The organism is Streptomyces sp. NPDC001549 (assembly GCF_042894025.1).
Classification (GTDB): Bacteria; Actinomycetota; Actinomycetes; order Streptomycetales; family Streptomycetaceae; genus Streptomyces; species Streptomyces kutzneri.
Window position 1 is genome coordinate 1 of the sequence record NZ_JBIAVJ010000043.1, and the last position, 17,562, is coordinate 17,562.

The 17,562-nt window shown below is 71.8% G+C and carries 17 protein-coding genes; 13 read left to right on the forward strand and 4 right to left on the reverse strand.

All coding sequences use genetic code 11. The features are described from left to right. The first annotated feature begins 228 nt into the window (after window positions 1–228). The 8 genes from ACFY04_RS40515 to ACFY04_RS40550 all read left to right on the forward strand — a co-directional run bounded on the left by ACFY04_RS40515 (window position 229) and on the right by ACFY04_RS40550 (window position 6,947). The gene (locus ACFY04_RS40515; protein WP_389125543.1) at window positions 229–894 is read left to right on the forward strand and encodes an HAD family hydrolase; all 666 of its coding nucleotides are present in this window, start codon (window positions 229–231) and stop codon (window positions 892–894) included. 43 nt (window positions 895–937) lie between these two features. Next, a complete protein-coding gene (locus ACFY04_RS40520) occupies window positions 938–2,164 on the forward strand; it encodes an MFS transporter (RefSeq protein WP_389125546.1) in 1,227 nt (408 codons plus the stop codon). After that, a complete protein-coding gene (locus tag ACFY04_RS40525; RefSeq protein ID WP_389125625.1) occupies window positions 2,136–3,284 on the forward strand; it encodes an acetoin utilization protein AcuC in 1,149 nt (382 codons plus the stop codon). The genes ACFY04_RS40520 and ACFY04_RS40525 overlap by 29 nt, the downstream gene beginning before the upstream one ends. 106 nt (window positions 3,285–3,390) lie before the next feature. Beyond that, window positions 3,391–4,221, forward strand: a complete 831-nt coding sequence (locus ACFY04_RS40530) for a phosphatase (protein WP_373038724.1) — start codon at window positions 3,391–3,393, stop codon at window positions 4,219–4,221. 114 nt (window positions 4,222–4,335) lie between these two features. Then, entirely contained in the window at window positions 4,336–4,545 is a 210-nt protein-coding gene (locus ACFY04_RS40535; protein ID WP_008738568.1) for a helix-turn-helix domain-containing protein, read from the forward strand. Between the two features lie 142 nt (window positions 4,546–4,687). Then, the gene (locus tag ACFY04_RS40540) at window positions 4,688–4,786 is read left to right on the forward strand and encodes a 30S ribosomal protein bS22 (RefSeq protein WP_003948845.1); all 99 of its coding nucleotides are present in this window, start codon (window positions 4,688–4,690) and stop codon (window positions 4,784–4,786) included. Between the two features lie 95 nt (window positions 4,787–4,881). After that, the gene (locus tag ACFY04_RS40545) at window positions 4,882–5,967 is read left to right on the forward strand and encodes an NAD-dependent epimerase/dehydratase family protein (RefSeq protein WP_389125549.1); all 1,086 of its coding nucleotides are present in this window, start codon (window positions 4,882–4,884) and stop codon (window positions 5,965–5,967) included. Further along, a complete protein-coding gene (locus tag ACFY04_RS40550; RefSeq protein WP_389125552.1) occupies window positions 5,967–6,947 on the forward strand; it encodes a lysophospholipid acyltransferase family protein in 981 nt (326 codons plus the stop codon). Before ACFY04_RS40545 ends, ACFY04_RS40550 begins: the two co-directional genes overlap by 1 nt. 78 nt (window positions 6,948–7,025) lie before the next feature. Here ACFY04_RS40550 and ACFY04_RS40555 read toward each other — a convergent pair whose 3' ends face one another. The 3 genes from ACFY04_RS40555 to ACFY04_RS40565 all read right to left on the reverse strand — a co-directional run bounded on the left by ACFY04_RS40555 (window position 7,026) and on the right by ACFY04_RS40565 (window position 10,609). Next, a complete protein-coding gene (locus ACFY04_RS40555) occupies window positions 7,026–8,234 on the reverse strand; it encodes a DUF5667 domain-containing protein (protein WP_389125555.1) in 1,209 nt (402 codons plus the stop codon). Between the two features lie 228 nt (window positions 8,235–8,462). Continuing rightward, window positions 8,463–9,275 (reverse strand): ECF subfamily RNA polymerase sigma factor, BldN family, encoded by an 813-nt coding sequence (locus ACFY04_RS40560; RefSeq protein WP_314247776.1) that lies wholly within the window; start codon window positions 9,273–9,275, stop codon window positions 8,463–8,465. 359 nt (window positions 9,276–9,634) lie between these two features. After that, the gene (locus tag ACFY04_RS40565; protein ID WP_389125557.1) at window positions 9,635–10,609 is read right to left on the reverse strand and encodes an HAD family hydrolase; all 975 of its coding nucleotides are present in this window, start codon (window positions 10,607–10,609) and stop codon (window positions 9,635–9,637) included. Between the two features lie 98 nt (window positions 10,610–10,707). Between ACFY04_RS40565 and ACFY04_RS40570 the strand changes: the two genes are divergently transcribed. The 5 genes from ACFY04_RS40570 (at window position 10,708) to ACFY04_RS40590 (ending at window position 16,407) form a co-directional block, all read left to right on the forward strand. After that, window positions 10,708–10,995 (forward strand): glutaredoxin family protein, encoded by a 288-nt coding sequence (locus ACFY04_RS40570; protein ID WP_301368103.1) that lies wholly within the window; start codon window positions 10,708–10,710, stop codon window positions 10,993–10,995. 273 nt (window positions 10,996–11,268) lie between these two features. Continuing rightward, the gene (locus ACFY04_RS40575) at window positions 11,269–12,075 is read left to right on the forward strand and encodes a redox-sensing transcriptional repressor Rex (RefSeq protein WP_326588687.1); all 807 of its coding nucleotides are present in this window, start codon (window positions 11,269–11,271) and stop codon (window positions 12,073–12,075) included. After that, on the forward strand, window positions 12,072–13,778 hold the full coding sequence (locus ACFY04_RS40580) for a glutamyl-tRNA reductase (RefSeq protein ID WP_389125561.1): 1,707 nt from the start codon (window positions 12,072–12,074) through the stop codon (window positions 13,776–13,778). Before ACFY04_RS40575 ends, ACFY04_RS40580 begins: the two co-directional genes overlap by 4 nt. Next, window positions 13,775–14,743 carry a hydroxymethylbilane synthase gene (hemC, locus tag ACFY04_RS40585; RefSeq protein ID WP_301368100.1) on the forward strand — a complete coding sequence of 323 codons (969 nt, stop codon included), beginning with the start codon at window positions 13,775–13,777 and terminating at the stop codon, window positions 14,741–14,743. The genes ACFY04_RS40580 and hemC overlap by 4 nt, the downstream gene beginning before the upstream one ends. Then, window positions 14,740–16,407: a uroporphyrinogen-III synthase gene (locus ACFY04_RS40590; protein WP_389125563.1), complete on the forward strand. Its 1,668-nt coding sequence runs from the start codon at window positions 14,740–14,742 to the stop codon at window positions 16,405–16,407. The genes hemC and ACFY04_RS40590 overlap by 4 nt, the downstream gene beginning before the upstream one ends. 170 nt (window positions 16,408–16,577) lie before the next feature. Here the strand turns inward: ACFY04_RS40590 and ACFY04_RS40595 are convergent, their stop codons facing one another. After that, entirely contained in the window at window positions 16,578–17,528 is a 951-nt protein-coding gene (locus ACFY04_RS40595) for a GlxA family transcriptional regulator (RefSeq protein ID WP_389125566.1), read from the reverse strand. Between the last annotated feature and the right edge of the window lie 34 nt (window positions 17,529–17,562).

Genomic DNA, 17,562 nt, shown 5'->3' on the forward strand with positions numbered 1-17,562 from the left:
GGACCCTGTGGGAGAGTAGGACGCCGCCGAACAATCATTGCGGAAGCCCCGCACCAGCCCTTACAGGGCTCGGTGCGGGGCTTTTCTGCGTTCACGGCCAGATCGACGCGGACCGGGCCGGCCGCACGCCTCCCGTCTGTCGTCCGAATGGCCGCAGCAGTCCGGTGACGCGTCGTCGGCGGCCCGGCGAGACGGGCCCTACGTCCCTTTAGTTCGTACTGTGGGGGTATGGGCTACGACCTCGTCATCTTCGACAACGACGGCGTGCTGGTGGACAGCGAGCCGCTCGCCAACAGCATCCTCGCCGGGTACCTGACCGAGCTGGGGCACCCGACCACCTACGAGGAGTCGGTCCGCGACTACATGGGGGCCGCCGTGCACCGGGTGCACGACCTCGTCGTCGAGCGGACCGGGCAGCAGCTGCCGGCCGACTTCGACGAGACCCTGCGCGCGCGGACCGTCGCCGCGTTCGAGCAGGAGCTGAAGCCCGTCCCCGGCGTGGAGGAGGTGCTGGGGGCGCTGACCGCGCAGGGGGTCGGGTACTGCCTGGCCTCCTCCGGGAGTCACGACCGGATCCGGGTCGGGCATCGGGTGGCCGGGCTCGACGGGTGGTTCGAGGAGGAGTGGATCTTCAGCGCGCAGGACGTGGGCCAGGGGAAGCCGGCTCCCGATCTGTACCTGCACGCGGCGCGGCAGATGGGCGTGGAGCCCGCCCGTTGCGTGGTCATCGAGGACAGTCCGCTCGGCATCCAGGCCGCCGTCGCCGCGGGCATGGACGTGTACGCGTTCACGGCGATGCTGCCCGCCGACCAGCTCCCCGGGGCCACCGGGCACTTCGGTGACATGAAGCAGCTCACCGGACTGCTCGGGCTGGAGGCCGGACTGGGTATGTGATCTCTCTACCCACGGGTAGCCCGTGGGCCTACGCTGACCCGCCATGACGGATGATGTGCGGCTGCGGCGCGGCCGCGGCGCTCTGGGGTTCAGTTTCTTCGTGCAAGGCGTCGCCTTCGCGCTGCTCGTGACGCGGATCCCGGCCATCCAGGACCGGTACGGGATATCCGACGGCCTGCTGCCCGCCTTCCTCGCGGCCGTGCCGGTCCTCGCGGGGGCGTCGAGCGTGGCCACCGAGCACCTGGTGAAGCGGGTGGCGCCCAGCGTCGTACTGCGGTGGGCGCAGCCGTTGGTGCTGCTGTCCCTGCTGGGTGTCGGGGCCGGCGGCCAGATGTGGCACGTGGCGGTGGCGCTGGGGGCGTTCGGGCTGTCGGTGGGTGCGCTGGACGCCTCGATGAACATGCTCGGGGTCAGTCTGCAGCGGGCGTACGGGCGGAGCATCATGCTCGGCTTCCACGCCGCGTACAGCCTCGGCGGGATCCTGGGGGCCTCGGCCGCGTGGGCGGGGGCGCACTGGGAGCTGAACCTCTTCGTCAGCTATCTGCCGGCCGTGGCCGTGCTGTTGCCGCTGGCGCTGCTGGGGAGCCGGCGTTATGCCGACGGGCCGGCGGGTCCGGGGGAGACCGGCGGGAAGGGGCTGGGGGCCGGCGGGTTCAAGCTGCTGCTGCCGCTCTGCCTGGTGATGGCGTGCGCGTACATCGGGGACTCCACGGTGGCGAACTGGAGTGCCAAGTACCTCCAGGACGTGCTCGGGAGCTCGGAGCAGATGGCGACCGTCCCCTACAACGTGTACATGGTGACCACCCTCGTGGGGCGGGCCGTCGGGGACCTGGGCGTGCGGCGCTTCGGGGCGGCCGCCGTGGTGCGGGGCGGGACGCTGGTGGCGGCGACCGGGTTCGCCGTGGTGGCGGCGGCTCCGGGGGCGTGGGTGGGGATGCTCGGCTTCACGCTGCTGGGGATCGGGCTGTGCGTGATCGTGCCGCAGACCTTCGCCGCCGCGGGGCGCCTGTTCCCGGGGGCGTCCGACACGGCCGTCGCGCGGCTCAACATCTTCAACTACGTCGGCTTCCTGATCGGGTCTCCGCTCGTCGGGGCGGTCGGCGACGCCTGGAGCTACCGGGGCGCGATGCTGGTGCCGATGGCGCTGGTCCTCGTGACACTCTTCCAAGCCCGCTCGTTCGGTTCCGAGGGCGCCCGATACGGTGTCCGGCATGAGCGGCGAGCCGGTGACCGGGCTGTTGATGTGGGACGAGGCGGTAACGAGGTATGACTTCGGACCGAGCCATCCGATGGACCCGTTGCGCCTGGCGCTGACCATGGGCCTGGTGCGTGCCTTCGGGCTGGACCGGGAGATGGAGGTACGGGCGGCGCCGGCGGCCGGGGATTCGACGCTGCGGCTGGTCCATCGGGAGGACTACGTCGCCGCGGTGCGCGAGGTGTCCGCCGACCCGGGGGCCGCGGACGGTTCGTACGGACTGGGGACCCTGGACGATCCGGCCTTCCACGGGATGCACGAGGCGTCCGCGCTGATCGCCGGGCAGTCCGTGGCGGGCGCGGAGGCGCTCTGGCACGGTGAGGCCGAGCACGCGGTGAACTTCGCCGGCGGGCTGCACCACGCGATGCCGGGCGGGGCGGCCGGATTCTGTGTCTACAACGACGCTTCGCTGGCGGTGGCGCGGCTGCTGGAGCTGGGGGCCGAGCGGGTCGCGTACGTGGACGTGGACGTGCACCACGGGGACGGTGTGCAGGCGGCCTTCTGGGACGACCCGCGGGTGCTGACCATCTCGATGCACGAGCATCCGCGGACGCTGTTCCCGCAGACCGGCTGGCCCGAGGAGACCGGCGGCCCGGGGGCGGAGGGGTCGGCGGTGAACATCGCGCTGCCCGCCGGGACCGGGGACGCGGGCTGGCTGCGGGCCTTCCACGCGGTCGTGCCGGAGCTGCTGGCGGACTTCCGGCCGCAGGTGCTGGTGACCCAGCACGGGGCCGATACGCACTTCGAGGACCCGCTGGCGCACCTGGCGGTCTCGCTGGACGCCCAGCGGGCCGTCCAGGAGGCCTGTCACCGGCTCGCGCACGAGTACGCGGACGGGCGGTGGCTGGCGCTGGGCGGGGGCGGGTACGCGGTGGTGGACGTCGTTCCGCGGTCGTGGACGCATCTGGTGGGGATCGCCGCGCACCGGCCGGTGGATCCCGAGACGGCGGTGCCCGCTTCGTGGCGGGACGAGGTGTACGCGCGGACGCGGCAGTTGGCGCCGGCCCGGATGACGGACGGGCGGACGCCGGCGTGGCCGGATTGGGACGCGGGCTACGACCCGGCGGACCGGACGGATCAGGCCGTTCTGGCCACGCGCCGGGCGGTGTTCCCGCTGCGCGGCATGCTGCCCTGAGCGTGCGGCCGGCAGGCGCGTCCGGAGCTGATGCATTGTTACGCCAACTGTGGGGCTGTTCGGTGGAATTGATGAACCGCCAGATGCGTTGGGGCAGCATCGGAGGGTGTTGAGCACCGGCGCGCTGCGTGCGCATCTGCTGGCCGCCCGGTTGGCCGGGCCCGTCGCCACCTCCCGGGAGGAGAGCCTGCGCAGTTACCGGCTGTTCGCGGCGCGGGATCCGCGGGTGATGCTGGGGCTGGATCCGGAGTGGGCGTGGGGCGAGGGCGATCTGCTGAGGCTGATGGCGGACAAGTGCGGCGTCTCGGCGGATCCGGCGCACGTCAGTGGGCCGGACGTGATCGATCCGGAGCGGACGGTGGCCGCGCTGGAGGCCTTCGCGGGGCGGCTGTGCGAGGCGGCGAGGGCGCGGTCGCCGGTGTTGTTCGGGACGGGCCATCCGCATCGGCTCCTGGGCTTCTACGCCGGTTTGGCGGAGGCGCTGTCGGCGGCGGGATGTGTTGTCCTCACTCCGGCGCAGGGGGTGAGTGTCGACATGGCGACCCGGTTCGGCGTACGCACGTACAGCATCGAATACGTACGGGGGGTCGCACTGGTGCGGGAACCCGGCGTGCGGGTGCCGGGGAGTGCGACCGGCGTGCACACCCATTCGCCGCTGCCGGTTCGGGTGGCGCTGGGGGCTCTCGCGGAGGCCGGCGGGCCGCTGCCGGAGCTGGTGGTGGGGGACCACGGGTGGGTCTGCGGTGCAGGTCAGCTCGGTGTGGAGGCCATCGGGCTGGCGGATACGGATGATCCCGCGCTGTTCGTCGGGGAGGCCGAGGGGCGGGTCTCGGTGGCCGTTCCACTTGATGACGCGGTGCGAGCGGACTACTACCGACCGCTCACGCGGTACGTGCTCGGCCGCGCGAGTCTGACGGGGCGGCAGGAGTGGCCGTAGCTCCTCTTCCCCACTCGTATCACGCGCCCCTACTCTGGGGAGTGAGCGTGCGACGACGAGGAGTAACCGGAGGGGAAGCCGGTGCCCGTCATGCGCGGAAGGTCAAGGTGTGTCATGGCTGCTGGCGAGAGGCCTCTCAGTGAGGTTCAGTTCCTGACCGTGGCGGAGGTCGCCTCGGTGATGCGAGTGTCGAAGATGACCGTGTACCGGCTGGTGCACAACGGCCATCTGCCCGCAATCCGGGTGGGCCGGTCCTTCCGGGTCCCCGAGAACGCGGTCCACGAGTACCTCCGAGAGTCCTATGTGGGGGTGGAGTCGGCCTGAGACTGAGGCTCGGGACGCCCCTGGCTACGACGCGGAAGCGCTCGGATTACAAGCTCAGAGCTCGGGCGGGTAGGCTAGGCCGACGTAGGTCGTGTGGGCCCAGACGCCCCGCACCAGTGAAGAGAAGTGAGCGAGGGTAGTCGTGGGCTCTGTTATCAAGAAGCGGCGCAAGCGGATGGCTAAGAAGAAGCACCGCAAGCTGCTCAAGCGCACCCGCGTCCAGCGCCGTAACAAGAAGTAAACGGCAGCTGTACGTGTTCTCCGCAGCCCCTCCACCATCCTGGTGGAGGGGCTGCGGTGCAGCCGGGGGACTTCTTCGAGGGAGGCGCTGAGCTCGTGGGGAAGGTCGTACTCGTCACCGGGGCTGCCCGGCAGTTGGGCGGCCGCTTCGTGCGCCGGATCCAGCGTGACCCGGACGTCGAGCGGGTGATCGCGGTGGACGCGATGACACCGCCGCACCGGCTCGGATCGGCGGAGTTCGTCCGTACGGACATCAGACAGTCGGCGATCGCCAGAGTGCTGGCCGAGCACGCCGTGGACACGGTGGTCCATCTTGCGGTCACCGGAGGCAGTGCGGGAACGGGCGGTGCGCACAGCACCGTCAAGGAAACGAACGTCATCGGCACCATGCAGCTCCTCGGGGCCTGCCAGAAATCGCCGACGGTACGACGGCTCGTGGTGAAGTCCAGTACCAGCGTCTACGGCGGCACCCCCCGGGACCCGGCCGTCTTCACCGAGACCACGGAGCCGAAATCCCTCCCGGCGGGCGGCTTCGCCAAGGACGCCGCCGAGGTCGAGGGCTACGTACGGGGCTTCGCGCGCAGACGGCCGGACGTCGCGGTGTGCGTCCTGCGGTTCGCGAACATCCTGGGGCCCTTCGCGGACTCGGCGCTCGCCGAGTACTTCTCGATCCCGGTGATGCCGACCGTGCTGGGGTACGACCCGCGGCTGCAGTTCGTACACGAGGACGACGTCCTCGAAGTGCTGCGGCTGGCGGCGCGGGAGCCCAGGCGCGGGACCCTGAACAGCGGCACGTTCAACATCGCGGGTGACGGCGTACTGCTGCTGTCGCAGTGCTCGCGGCGGCTCGGGCGGCCCACGCTGCCGCTGCTGCTGCCCGCGTTGAACTGGGTGGGCGCCGCGCTGCGGGCGGTCGGGGCCAGTGACTTCTCGCCGGAGCAGATAAGGCTGCTCACCCATGGCCGGGTCGTGGAGACCACGCAGATGCGTGAGGTGCTCGGCTTCGATCCGCTCTACACGACCGCCGAGACCTTCGCGGACTTCGCGCGGAGCCGGGGGACCGGCCTGCTGCCGCCGGAGCGGGTCGGACGGGTCGTGGACCGGGTGGCGGCCATGCTGGACGCAAACGGGCTCGACAGGCTCAAGGACGACGCCTACGCGGCTGAAGGAGCGAAGCGATAGTGGCGGACGCCAAGGTCATTCCGTTCGACGAGGACCGGCCGCGGCGGCGGATCCCCCGCCGGGTGCGGGCGGTGCCCGCTGCCGAGCCGGTGGTGGAGCCGCCGGCGGCTCCCGGGCCGGCGTCTGCCGCGGCGCCCGGCGACAGCTGGGACCGGCGGATCGCCGGCGGTCTGGCGTTCCTGCGGCGGCGGGTCACCGGGGACTACGAGGTCGACGACTTCGGCTACGACAAGGAACTGACGGACCAGGTCCTGATGTCCCTGATGCGGCCGCTGTACGACAAGTACTTCCGTGTCGAGGTCAAGGGCATCGAGAACATCCCGGCCGAGGGCGGTGCGCTGATCGTCGCGAACCACTCCGGGACGCTGCCGCTCGACGGGCTGATGCTGCAGGTCGCCGTGCACGACCACCACCCGGCGGAGCGGCACCTGCGGCTGCTGGCGGCGGATCTGGTGTTCATGCTGCCGGTGGTCAACGAGCTGGCCCGCAAGGCGGGGCACACCCTGGCGTGCGCCGAGGACGCGCAGCGGCTGCTGGAGGCCGGAGAGCTGGTCGGTGTGATGCCGGAGGGCTTCAAGGGGATAGGGAAGCCGTTCGGGGACCGGTACAAGCTGCAGCGGTTCGGGCGCGGCGGGTTCGTGTCGACGGCGCTGCGGGCGGGCACGCCGATCGTCCCGTGCTCGATCGTGGGGGCGGAGGAGATCTACCCCATGGTCGGCAACGCGAAGACGCTGGCACGGCTGCTGGGGGTCCCGTACTTCCCGATCACGCCGACGTTCCCGTGGCTGGGGCCGCTGGGTGCGGTGCCGTTGCCGACGAAGTGGACGATCCAGTTCGGGGAGCCGATCCCGACGGACGGGTACGCCGCGGAGGCGGCGGAGGACCCGATGCTGATGTTCAACCTCACGGACCAGGTGCGGGAGCAGATCCAGCACACGCTCTACAAGCTGCTGGTGCAGCGGCGGTCCGTGTTCTTCTGACGCGCTGTCGGCGGAAGAGCCGAAGGGCGGATGGCTGAAGGAAAGGGCGGGGCTGCCTCGGCAGCCCCGCCCTTCCGGTTACTCGGCGTCCTCCGCGCCCAGGCCCAGGCCCGGGAGGAGTCCCGGGAGCAGGGGCGGGATGGTGATGTCCGGCTTCGGGCTCTCCTGCGTGCCCGAGGGGGGCGGGGCCGACTGTCCCGCGGGCGGGTTGAGCAGGTCGCCCGTACCGCCGAGGAGGCCGCCGGCGGGGGGCCGGGAGCTGCCCGATGGGGACGGCGCCGCGGGGCTGCCGGACGGCGTGCCGGCGGCCGGGGCGGACTGGTGGGCGCCGCTGGGGGTGCCGCCCGGCTTGGCGGACGAGCCGGGGGTCCCTCCGGTGCCGCGGGTCTGCTCCGGTGCCTTGGGAAGCAGGCTCCGCAGCGGCGCCACGTCTTCGTCTATGGCCTGGAAGACCGACTCCACCTCACCGCCCACGTCCGTGAGCTGCGCCGGGAGCTTCTCGCGGAGCTTGCCCCACGCGTCGCGGTGGGAGCGGGAGAACGACGACAGCTTCTGGATCGGGCCGAGCGAGCCGTCCCGTTCGTACGCGGCCTGGAGGAGGCGGTGGCCTTCCTCCGCGTCGTGCTTCACGCCCGCCAGCGCCCGGCGGATCGCGCCCAGGGACTCGTGGTCCAGGTCGCCCAGCCGGCCTCGTTCCATCAGCCGGCGGGCTTCCGACAGACGGTTCGAGGCCTGGTCGAGATAGAGCTCGCCCCGGTCCGAATCGTCGTCGGCCATCCCCAGCTTCAGGTCCTCCATGCCCCGCTTCACGGGGTAGAGGTGGTCACCGGGCAGGGCGTCGGAACTGGCAGCGGCCACTCCGCTGAAGGCCCCTGCGGCCACACCCACGGTGAGGCCGCCCGCTGCGATGCCCTTGGACCAGCGGGAGCGGGGCCGCAATTTCCGGAGCGGGGTCGCCCGGTGGGCGCCGCGGCCGGCCCGCTGTTCGGGCAGCTGAGGGTCCGAGGCGGCACCGCCCCCGGCCCTCTCCTCCAGCACCATGGCCTCCATGGCGGCAATGAGCTGGGCTCGTTGCACCACTTTGACCTCGGGGTCCAGCACTGGGCGCGGCATTCTTTCGCCGAGCACGCTCGCCAGGGCCAACAGCCGGTCGTGGTCGGCAGGTTCGGCAGGTGCCTCGGACTGCTCGGCCGCCGAGTCCGGATCTGGAAGATCGGACGGGGTCCGATCCTCCAGGGCCTGGGCGAAGGCGTTCGCCCGCCGGTGCGGGGTCACGTTCGCGATCACTGGCGGCACCTCCTCTCGTCATGACGATCGACTCCCCAAGGTGTCCGGAAGGTTGCCTTCCTTGAGCGCGTCCACACTTTCGAGTGAGCGGCTTCGGGCAAAGCGTGTCCACAGGGAGCCTGCATTCCGCACAACGAGCGTCGCGGCACTTGGGTTACGGACGAAGGATGATCTGACCACAGCGTCATCGAGGGGTCACCGAATGTGAGGTTGTGTGGTGTCGGAGGGTCAGCGGGCGTCTTCGGGGAGGAGGCGGGCCAGGGTGCGCACCGCCCGGTACTGGAGCGTCTTGATGGCGCCCTCGTTCTTCCCCATCACCCGGGCCGTCTCGGCGACCGAGAGGCCCTGCAGGAAGCGCAGGGTCACGCACTCCTGCTGCTGCGGATTGAGCTTGCGTACGGCCTCCAGCAGGGCCGCGTTGGAGAGGGACTCCAGGACGGAGTCCTCGGGGCTGCGCTCGACCTCGTTCGCGTCGAGCATCTCGCCGGTGGTGACCTCCAGCCGGAAGCGGCTGGACTTGAAGTGGTCCGCCACCAGGTTGCGGGCGATCGTCACGAGCCAGGCGCCGAAGTCGCGGCCCTGCCAGGTGAAGGTGGAGATCCGGCGCAGCGCGCGCAGGAACGTCTCGCTGGTGAGGTCCTCCGCGGTCGCCTTGCCGCCGACGCGGTAGTAGATGTACCGGTAGACCGTGTCGCTGTACTGGTCGTAGAGGCGGCCGAAGGCCTCGGCCTCGCCCGCCTGGGCGCGTTCGACCAGGTCCATCATGCGGGCCTGGTCGCTGTCCGCCGTGGGGCGGCGGTGGGTGGCCTGGGTGCCGGTGCCGGCGGCGTTCGAGCCGCCGGCGGCGCGACCTCGTCTGCCCACCGTCGCGCCGCCGTCGGTCAGGGCATAGCAAGGACCGGCCGGGCCGAAGCCGGCAGGGACTGCGGCGGCGAAGGCGGGGACGGCGTACGCGGTGGGGACGAAGCCGCGCAGGTGGTCGAGGACCGTTGCGCGCAGCTGAGCCAGGCCCGAGGCGTCAACCCCGACAGGTGGGTACACGGGACTCCCAGAGGCAGAGCTTCCATCACGTGCAGTGCGGGACCGTTCACCCGTCGTGGCGACAGATGGCCGGTGGCATGCGTTTGAGGAGAATAACGCTTCGTACAGGCAGCGCTACACCCAGTTGCTCAAATCACCGGTTCCGACACTTCTGTTGCGTGTCGAGGGCATATTCAGTCGCAGTTGGTGATCGATTCTTGATCGCTTGGGTACGCGGAATGGACGCTTCCAAGGGGTCCCGCGACCGGGTCGGGCATGCCGGAGTGCCGCGCCGGGGGCGCGGGTAGAGGTGAGCGAATGCGCAGGGCCGGGCCGTGGCCCGGCAGGCCCGGGGCGCGTGGGCCCCGGGCCTGGCGTTGTTACTTGCGGCGGCGGTGCAGGGCGATGGCCGCGGCCGCGCCGCCCGCGATCGCGCCGACGCCGGCGGCCGCCGGGACGCCGACCTTCACGGCCTTGCGGCCGGTCCGATAGTCGCGCAGCCGCCAGTCGTTGGTACGGGCATGCTTGCGCAGTTTTGTGTCGGGATTGATCGCGTACGGATGTCCGACCAGTGACAGCATCGGGATGTCGTTGTGCGAATCGCTGTACGCGGCGCAGCGTTCGAGGTCCAGTCCCTCGGCGGCGGCCAGCGCGCGGACCGCCTCCGCCTTCGCGGGGCCGTGCAGGGGCTCGCCGACCAGGCGGCCGGTGTAGATCCCGTCGACGGACTCGGCGACGGTGCCCAGGGCCCCGGTCAGGCCGAGGCGGCGGGCGATGATCGTGGCCGTCTCCACGGGGGCGGCCGTGACCAGCCACACCTTCTGGCCGGCGTCGAGGTGGGCCTGCGCGAGGGCGCGGGTGCCCGGCCAGATCCGCTCGGCCATGTACTCGTCGTAGATCTCCTCGCCGATCGCCATCAGCTCGGAGACCTTGTGGCCCTTGACGATGGACAGGGCGCTGTCGCGGGCGTCCTGCATGTGCTCGGGGTCCTCGACCCCGGCGAGCCGGAACCAGGCCTGCTGCCAGGCGAAGCGGGCGAGCTCGCGGCGCCGGAAGAACTCGCGCTTGTAGAGGCCGCGGCCGAAGTGGAAGATCGCGGCGCCCTGCATGACGGTGTTGTCGAGGTCGAAGAAGGCGGCGGCGAGGTCGTCGCCGGCGACCGGGAAGACGGGCTCGTCCGGGGTCTGGTCCGGGCCCTCTTCGACGAGGGCTTCCGGTTCCGTTTCGGGTTCGGGGAACGCCGGGGCCTCGGCCAGAGCGGTCTTGCGGGCGGCCTCGGCCGAGGCCTCGCCCGCCAGCACGCTGCGTGCGGTGGCGGAGCGTCGACGAGGGGGGAGCCATCCGAGAGCGGCCATGACGCGAGCATAGCCACTGTGTTCGGGAGTTCCCGAACCGATGGGATGCGGAGGCGTGAACTCTTCGGGGCGCTGCTGTTACGTGAGGGCGCGGGAGAATGGGTGGCATGAGCCCTTTGTTGCGCCGTAAGGAAAAGAAGCAGCCCGGCGAGCGGACGGTGACGCTCATCGGGAAGCCGGGGTGCCACCTGTGCGACGAGGCGGAGGAGGTGGTCGCGAAGGTGTGCGCCGAGACGGGTGCGCAGTGGGAGAAGAAGGACATCTCGCAGGACGAGGAGCTCTACCGGCTGCACTGGGAGCAGATTCCGGTCGTGCTCGTGGACGGCGAGCAGCACACCTTCTGGAGGGTGAACCCCGACCGGCTCCGGCGGGCGTTGGAGGCCTGACCCTCTTCCCGGGTACCATCATGGGCGATTTATGGGGTCTCGGGGGCGTATCTGTGAGGAGTGTGCACGGTTTTGCCCCCTTTGGGATTTGAACGGGTTCGACGTGCCGATGGTTCCGGCTTTACGTGCCGGAGTCGCGTGACCCCGGTCACTTTGGTCGGACAAAGCGGACACAATCTTTGTGCACGCGTTCACAAAGGCATAGCCTGCTGTCGACGGGGCGGTCCTGGGACAAGTGGCCGCCTGCAGCCCCGCTCATCCCGCAGGAGCATCGTGGCAACTGGCCGAACTCACCGACCGGCGACGCGCAGCCGAGGTATTCCCGAGGCCACTGTCGCCCGGCTTCCGCTGTACTTGCGTGCCCTCACCGCGCTCTCCGAGCGATCGGTGCCCACGGTGTCCTCCGAGGAGCTCGCGGCCGCCGCCGGAGTCAACTCCGCGAAGCTGCGCAAGGACTTCTCGTACCTCGGTTCCTACGGGACCCGCGGCGTCGGCTACGACGTCGAGTACCTCGTCTACCAGATCTCCCGCGAGCTCGGCCTGACCCAGGACTGGCCGGTCGTCATCGTCGGCATCGGTAACCTCGGCGCCGCCCTCGCCAACTACGGTGGTTTCTCCGCGCGCGGCTTCCGTGTCGCCGCCCTCATCGACGCCGACCCGGCGATGGCCGGCAAGCCGGTCGCCGGCATGTCCGTGCAGCACACCGATGATCTGGAGAAGATCATCGAGGAGAACGGCGTCTCGATCGGTGTCATCGCGACGCCCGCCGGTGCGGCCCAGCAGGTCAGCGAGCGGCTGATCGCGGCCGGTGTCACCTCCATCCTGAACTTCGCGCCCACCGTGCTGTCCGTGCCCGAGGGTGTGGACGTGCGCAAGGTCGACCTCTCCATCGAGCTCCAGATCCTCGCCTTCCACGAGCAGCGCAAGGCCGGCGAGGAAGCGGCCGCCGCTGCCGCCGGCGGCTCCTCCGTGGGCGGCGCCGCACCTGCCGCGGCCGTGGTGCCGCCGGCCGGGCGGACCACCGCCGAGCAGCGCAAGGGCGGGCCCGAGGGTGACGTGCCGGCGGTGATGCCGGCATGAGTCTGCTCGTCGTAGGGCTGAGCCACCGCAGCGCACCCGTGAGCGTGCTGGAGCGGGCCTCGCTGTCCGCCGATGCCAAGGTGAAGCTGCTGCACGACACCCTCGCCGCCGAACCGGCGACCGAGGCGACCGTGCTGGCCACCTGCAACCGGATCGAGCTGTACGCGGACGTGGACAAGTTCCACGCCGGCGTCGCCGAGCTGTCCACGCTGCTCGCGCAGCACAGCGGGGTCGGGCTGGAGGAGCTCACCCCGTACCTGTACGTGCACTACGAGGACCGGGCGGTGCACCACCTGTTCTCGGTGGCGTGCGGCCTGGACTCGATGGTCGTGGGCGAGGGGCAGATCCTCGGCCAGATCAAGGACGCGCTGGCGCTGGGGCAGGAGCTCCACACCGCCGGGCGGCTGATCAACGACCTGTTCCAGCAGGCGCTGCGGGTCGGCAAGCGGGCGCACTCCGAGACCGGGATCGACCGGGCCGGTCAGTCGCTGGTGACCTTCGGGCTGGAGCAGCTGGCCGTGAACGTGCCGGTGGCCGAGTGGGCCGCGGGCAAGCGGGCGCTGGTCATCGGCGCCGGGTCGATGTCCTCGCTGGCCGCGGCGACGCTGGCGCGGGTCGGGGTCTGCGAGATCGTCGTGGCGAACCGGACCGCCGACCGGGCGGAGCGGCTTGCGGAGATTCTGGTTGCCTCGGGCACCGGGGTTTCGGCCGTGGCCGTGCCGATGGCGCGTGTCGCCGATGAGCTGACACGAGTCGACGTGGTGGTGTCCTGCACCGGTGCGACGGGGCTCGTGCTGACCGCCGACGACGTGCTGGACGCCGTGTCCTGGGGCTCCGCCCCGGACCCCGCGCCTCAATCGCCGGCGGGGCTGGAAGAACGGGGCTCCGCCCCGGACCCCGCGCCTCAATCGCCGGCGGGGCTGGAATCGGTGGATGCGGCCGTTGTCGCGCGGCTCGTTGCCGCTGCCCGGGACGGAGGGCGGCTGGCCGACGCCGGGGCTGCTCGGACCATCAGTGCTCCTGCCGAGGCCGACGGGTGTCCCGTCGGGCCGGACGGGCGCTCCGCGCTGACCGGGGTCGACGCCAACTCCCTCGAACTGCACGGGACCTGGGCCGACCAGGGCGAGGCCGCCGCACAGCGGCAGCCCCGCAGGACCACCCGTACGCAAGCCCACGCGACCACCGTCCGGCTCGCGCTGCTCGACCTGGCCATGCCCAGGGACATCGACGCGGCCGTGCACCGGATCCCGGGCGTCCGGCTCGTGGACATCGAGTCGCTCGCGGAGGCGTCCGCCGACGCCCCGATGGCGGCCGACGTCGACGCCGTACGCGGGATAGTCGCCCAGGAAGTGGCGGCCTTCGGGGCGGCGCAGCGGGCCGCGCACATCACGCCCACCGTCGTCGCCCTGCGCGCCATGGCGGCCGAGGTCGTGGCCATGGAAGTGGCGCGGCTCGACGGGCGCGTGCCCGACCTCGACGAACGGCAGCGCGCCGAGGTGACCCAGACCGTACGCCGCGTCGTGGACAAGCTCCTCCACGCGCCGACCGTGCGCGTCAAGCAGCTCGCGAGCGAGCCCGGCGGCGCCGGGTACGCGGAAGCGCTGCGCGAACTCTTCGACCTCGACCCTCAGACGGTTGCTTCCGTCAGCCGGGCGGACGCGGCCGATCCGATGAACGACGACGACCCAGGACGGGCATCATGAACACACGTCCCGACCAGCCGCTGCGGCTCGGTACGCGGCGGAGCAAGCTGGCCATGTCCCAGTCGGGGCACGTCGCCGACGCGGTACGGGCCGTCACCGGCCGGGCCGTCGAGCTCGTGGAGATCACGACCTACGGCGACGTCTCGCGCGAGCACCTCTCGCAGATCGGCGGGACGGGCGTGTTCGTCACCGCCCTGCGCGACGCGCTGCTGCGCGGAGAGGTCGACTTCGCCGTGCACTCGCTGAAGGACCTGCCGACCGCGCAGCCCGACGACCTCGTGATCGCGGCCATGCCGCGCCGCGAGGACGCGCGGGACGCGCTCGTCGCCCGGGACGGTCTGACCTTCGAGCAGCTGCCCGACGGTGCCCGGATCGGTACCGGCTCGCCGCGGCGCACCGCCCAGCTCAACCACCTGGCGCTGTCGCTCGGCAAGCGGATCGAGACGGTGCCCATCCGCGGCAACGTCGACACCCGGATCGGCTTCGTCCACGACGGTGAGCTCGACGCGGTCGTCCTGGCGGCCGCCGGTCTGAACCGGATCGGGCGCGGTGACGAAGCGACCGACCTGCTGTCCGTCGACAGCGTCCTGCCGGCACCCGGCCAGGGCGCCCTGGCCGTGGAGTGCCTCGCGTCCGACACGGACCTCGTCGCCGCGCTCGGTGTACTCGACGACCCGCACACCCGGGCCGCCGTGACCGCCGAGCGTTCCCTGCTCGCCACCCTGGAGGCAGGCTGCAGCGCCCCTGTGGGCGCGTTCGCCGACCTGCTGGCCGACGGGGAGATTGTCAATGAAATGCGCCTGCGCGGCGTCGTCGGAACCCTCGACGGCACGACGCTGGTGCAGCTGTCCACCACCGGTCCCGTGCCCCAGTCGTACGACGAGGCCATGGCGCTCGGCCGCGAACTCGCGGACGAGATGCTGGCCAAGGGCGCGGCCGGTCTGATGGGGGAGCGATCGCTTTGAACCCCTCAATTCCGACCACCTCCGCCTATCCGGCCGTCGCCGCCCACGGACGCGTCACCTTCCTCGGTGCCGGCCCGGGCGACCCGGGTCTGCTGACGCTGCGCGCCGTCGAGGCGCTCGCCGCCGCGGACGTACTGATCGCGGAGCCCGAGGTGCTCGAGGTCGTACGGACTCATGCGCGGGCGAACGTCGACACGCCGCAGCTGACGATTGCTGATGAAGTGTCAGCGGCCGCCGGGGTCCCGGTGATCCGGGACGCGGCCAATCTTGTCATGGAGGCCGCACGCTCCGGCAGGCGGGTCGTGCGTGCCGTCACGGGCGACCCCGGGCTCGACGGCAACGCCGCCGAGGAGATGCTCGTCTGCGCCACCGCCGGTATCCCCTTCGAGGTGGTGCCCGGTGTCGCGACCGCGGTGGGCGTGCCCGCGTACGCCGGTGTCCCGCTGCGCGACAAGCAGGGCGCGGACGTGCGGTTCGTCGACGCGAAGACCGCCTCGGCGCGCTGCTGGAGCGAGGTGGGCGCGAGCGACGGCATCCTCGTCGTGTCCGCGACGCTGGAGACCGTCCCGGCGGCCGCCGCCGAGCTGGTGAGCGCCGGGCGCAAGCCCGACACCCCGCTGACCGTGACCGTCGCCGGTACCACCACGCGGCAGCGGACCTGGTGCGCGACGCTGGGCACCATCGCCCAGGTGTTCAAGCAGGGCAAGGTGCTCCCCTCGCCCGAGGGCGCCCGGCCCGTCATAGCCGTGGTCGGTGAGCACAGCGCCGTCGCACGGCGCGAGGACCTGTCCTGGTTCGAGTCGAAGCCGCTGTTCGGCTGGCGGGTCCTCGTACCGCGTACCAAGGAGCAGGCCGCCTCGCTCTCCGACCAGCTGCGTTCCTACGGCGCGGTGCCCCACGAGGTGCCGACCATCGCCGTGGAGCCGCCGCGCACCCCGCAGCAGATGGAGCGCGCGGTGAAGGGCCTGGTGACGGGCCGCTACGAGTGGATCGCCTTCACCTCGGTCAACGCCGTGAAGGCCGTCCGCGAGAAGTTCGAGGAGTACGGGCTCGACGCGCGTGCCTTCGCCGGCATCAAGGTCGCCGCGGTGGGCGAGCAGACCGCCGCCGCGCTCGTGGAGTTCGGCGTGAAGCCGGACCTGGTGCCCAGCGGTGAGCAGTCCGCGGCCGGACTGCTGGAGGACTGGCCGCCGTACGACCCGGTCTTCGACCCGATCGACCGCGTGTTCCTGCCGCGGGCCGACATCGCGACCGAGACGCTGGTCGCCGGGCTGATCGAGCTCGGGTGGGAGGTCGACGACGTCACCGCCTACCGGACGGTGCGCGCGTCGCCGCCGCCGGCGGACACGCGCGAGGCGATCAAGGGCGGCGGCTTCGACGCCGTTCTCTTCACGTCCTCGTCCACCGTCCGCAACCTGGTCGGGATCGCCGGGAAGCCGCACAACGTGACCGTCATCGCCTGTATCGGGCCGGCGACGGCCAAGACGGCGGAGGAGCACGGGCTGCGCGTGGACGTCCTGTCCCCGGAGCCGTCCGTGTCGAAGCTGGCGGAGGCCCTCGCCGAGTACGGTGCGGCGCGCCGCGAGGCGGCCAAGGAGGCCGGCGAGACGGTGTTCCGGCCGAGCGAGCGGCGGCCGGGGGCACGGCGGCGTCGTACGACGTGAGCGGGTTAGCCCCGGCCGGACTCCGGCCGGCGGAACGGGTGAGGGGCCCGGGTGCGGAGGGATGCCGCGCCCGGGCCCCTTCGTCGTTCCGGGACGGATGACGGATCAGGAGGCGGGTCCGGCGGCGGTGTACGGACGGGTGGGCCCGCAGGCCCGGAACGCAGCGGCCGTCAGGTGGGGTTCGCGCTGCGGAACGCGCGCCGGTAGCTGTCGGGCGGGACGCCGACGACCCGCTTGAACTGGCGGCGCAGCGTCGTCGCCGTACCCATGCCGGTGGCGACGGCGACCGCCTCGACGGTCTCGTCGGTGGTCTCCAGCAACTCCTGTGCGCGGCGGACGCGCTGGGTCAGCAGCCATTGCAGCGGGGTCTGGCCGGTGACCGCCCGGAACTGCCGTCCCAGGTGGCGCGGGCTCGTACTGGCCCTGCGCGCCATGTCGGTGACGGTCAGCGGCCGGTCCAGCCGTTGCTGGGCCCAGGCGAGCAGCCCGGCGAGCTGATGGTCGCCGCCCGTGACCTGCACCGGGGTGGCCACGAACTGTGCCTGGCCGCCGGGCCGGTGCGGCGCCATGACGAGACGGCGGGCGATGGAGTTGGCGACGGCGGCGCCGTGGTCGAGGTGGATCAGGTGCAGGCACAGGTCCACGGCGGCGGCCTTGCCCGCGGCCGTGAGCACGCTGCCGTTGTCGGTGTAGAGCACGTCCGGGTCGACCTCGGCCAGCGGGTGGCGTGCGCTCAGCTCCGCGGCGTGCGCCCAGTGGGTGGTGGCCCGCCGCCCGTCCAGCAGGCCCGCGGCGCCGAGCACGAAGGCCCCGGTGCACAGGGACGCGACCCGGGCACCCGCCGCGTGGGCCGCGCGCACGGCGTCGACCAGCTCGGGCGGCGGCGGCTCGTCCACGTCGGCGCAGGCGGGCACGATCACGGTGTCGGCCCGGACCAGGCGCTCCAGGCCGTGGTCGGGCTCGACGGTGAACGGGCCGACGCGCACCGGACCGGGGCCGCAGAGCAGTACGTCGTACCAGCCCTGCGGGGCGTCGAGCGGGGGATTGCCGAAGATCTCGTAGGCCACCGCCAGCTCGAAGTGCAGCATGTGACCGGCGGCCGCCAGGGCGACAGTGGGCATGTCCGAAAGTGTACGGGTGATGTCGTTCCGGACC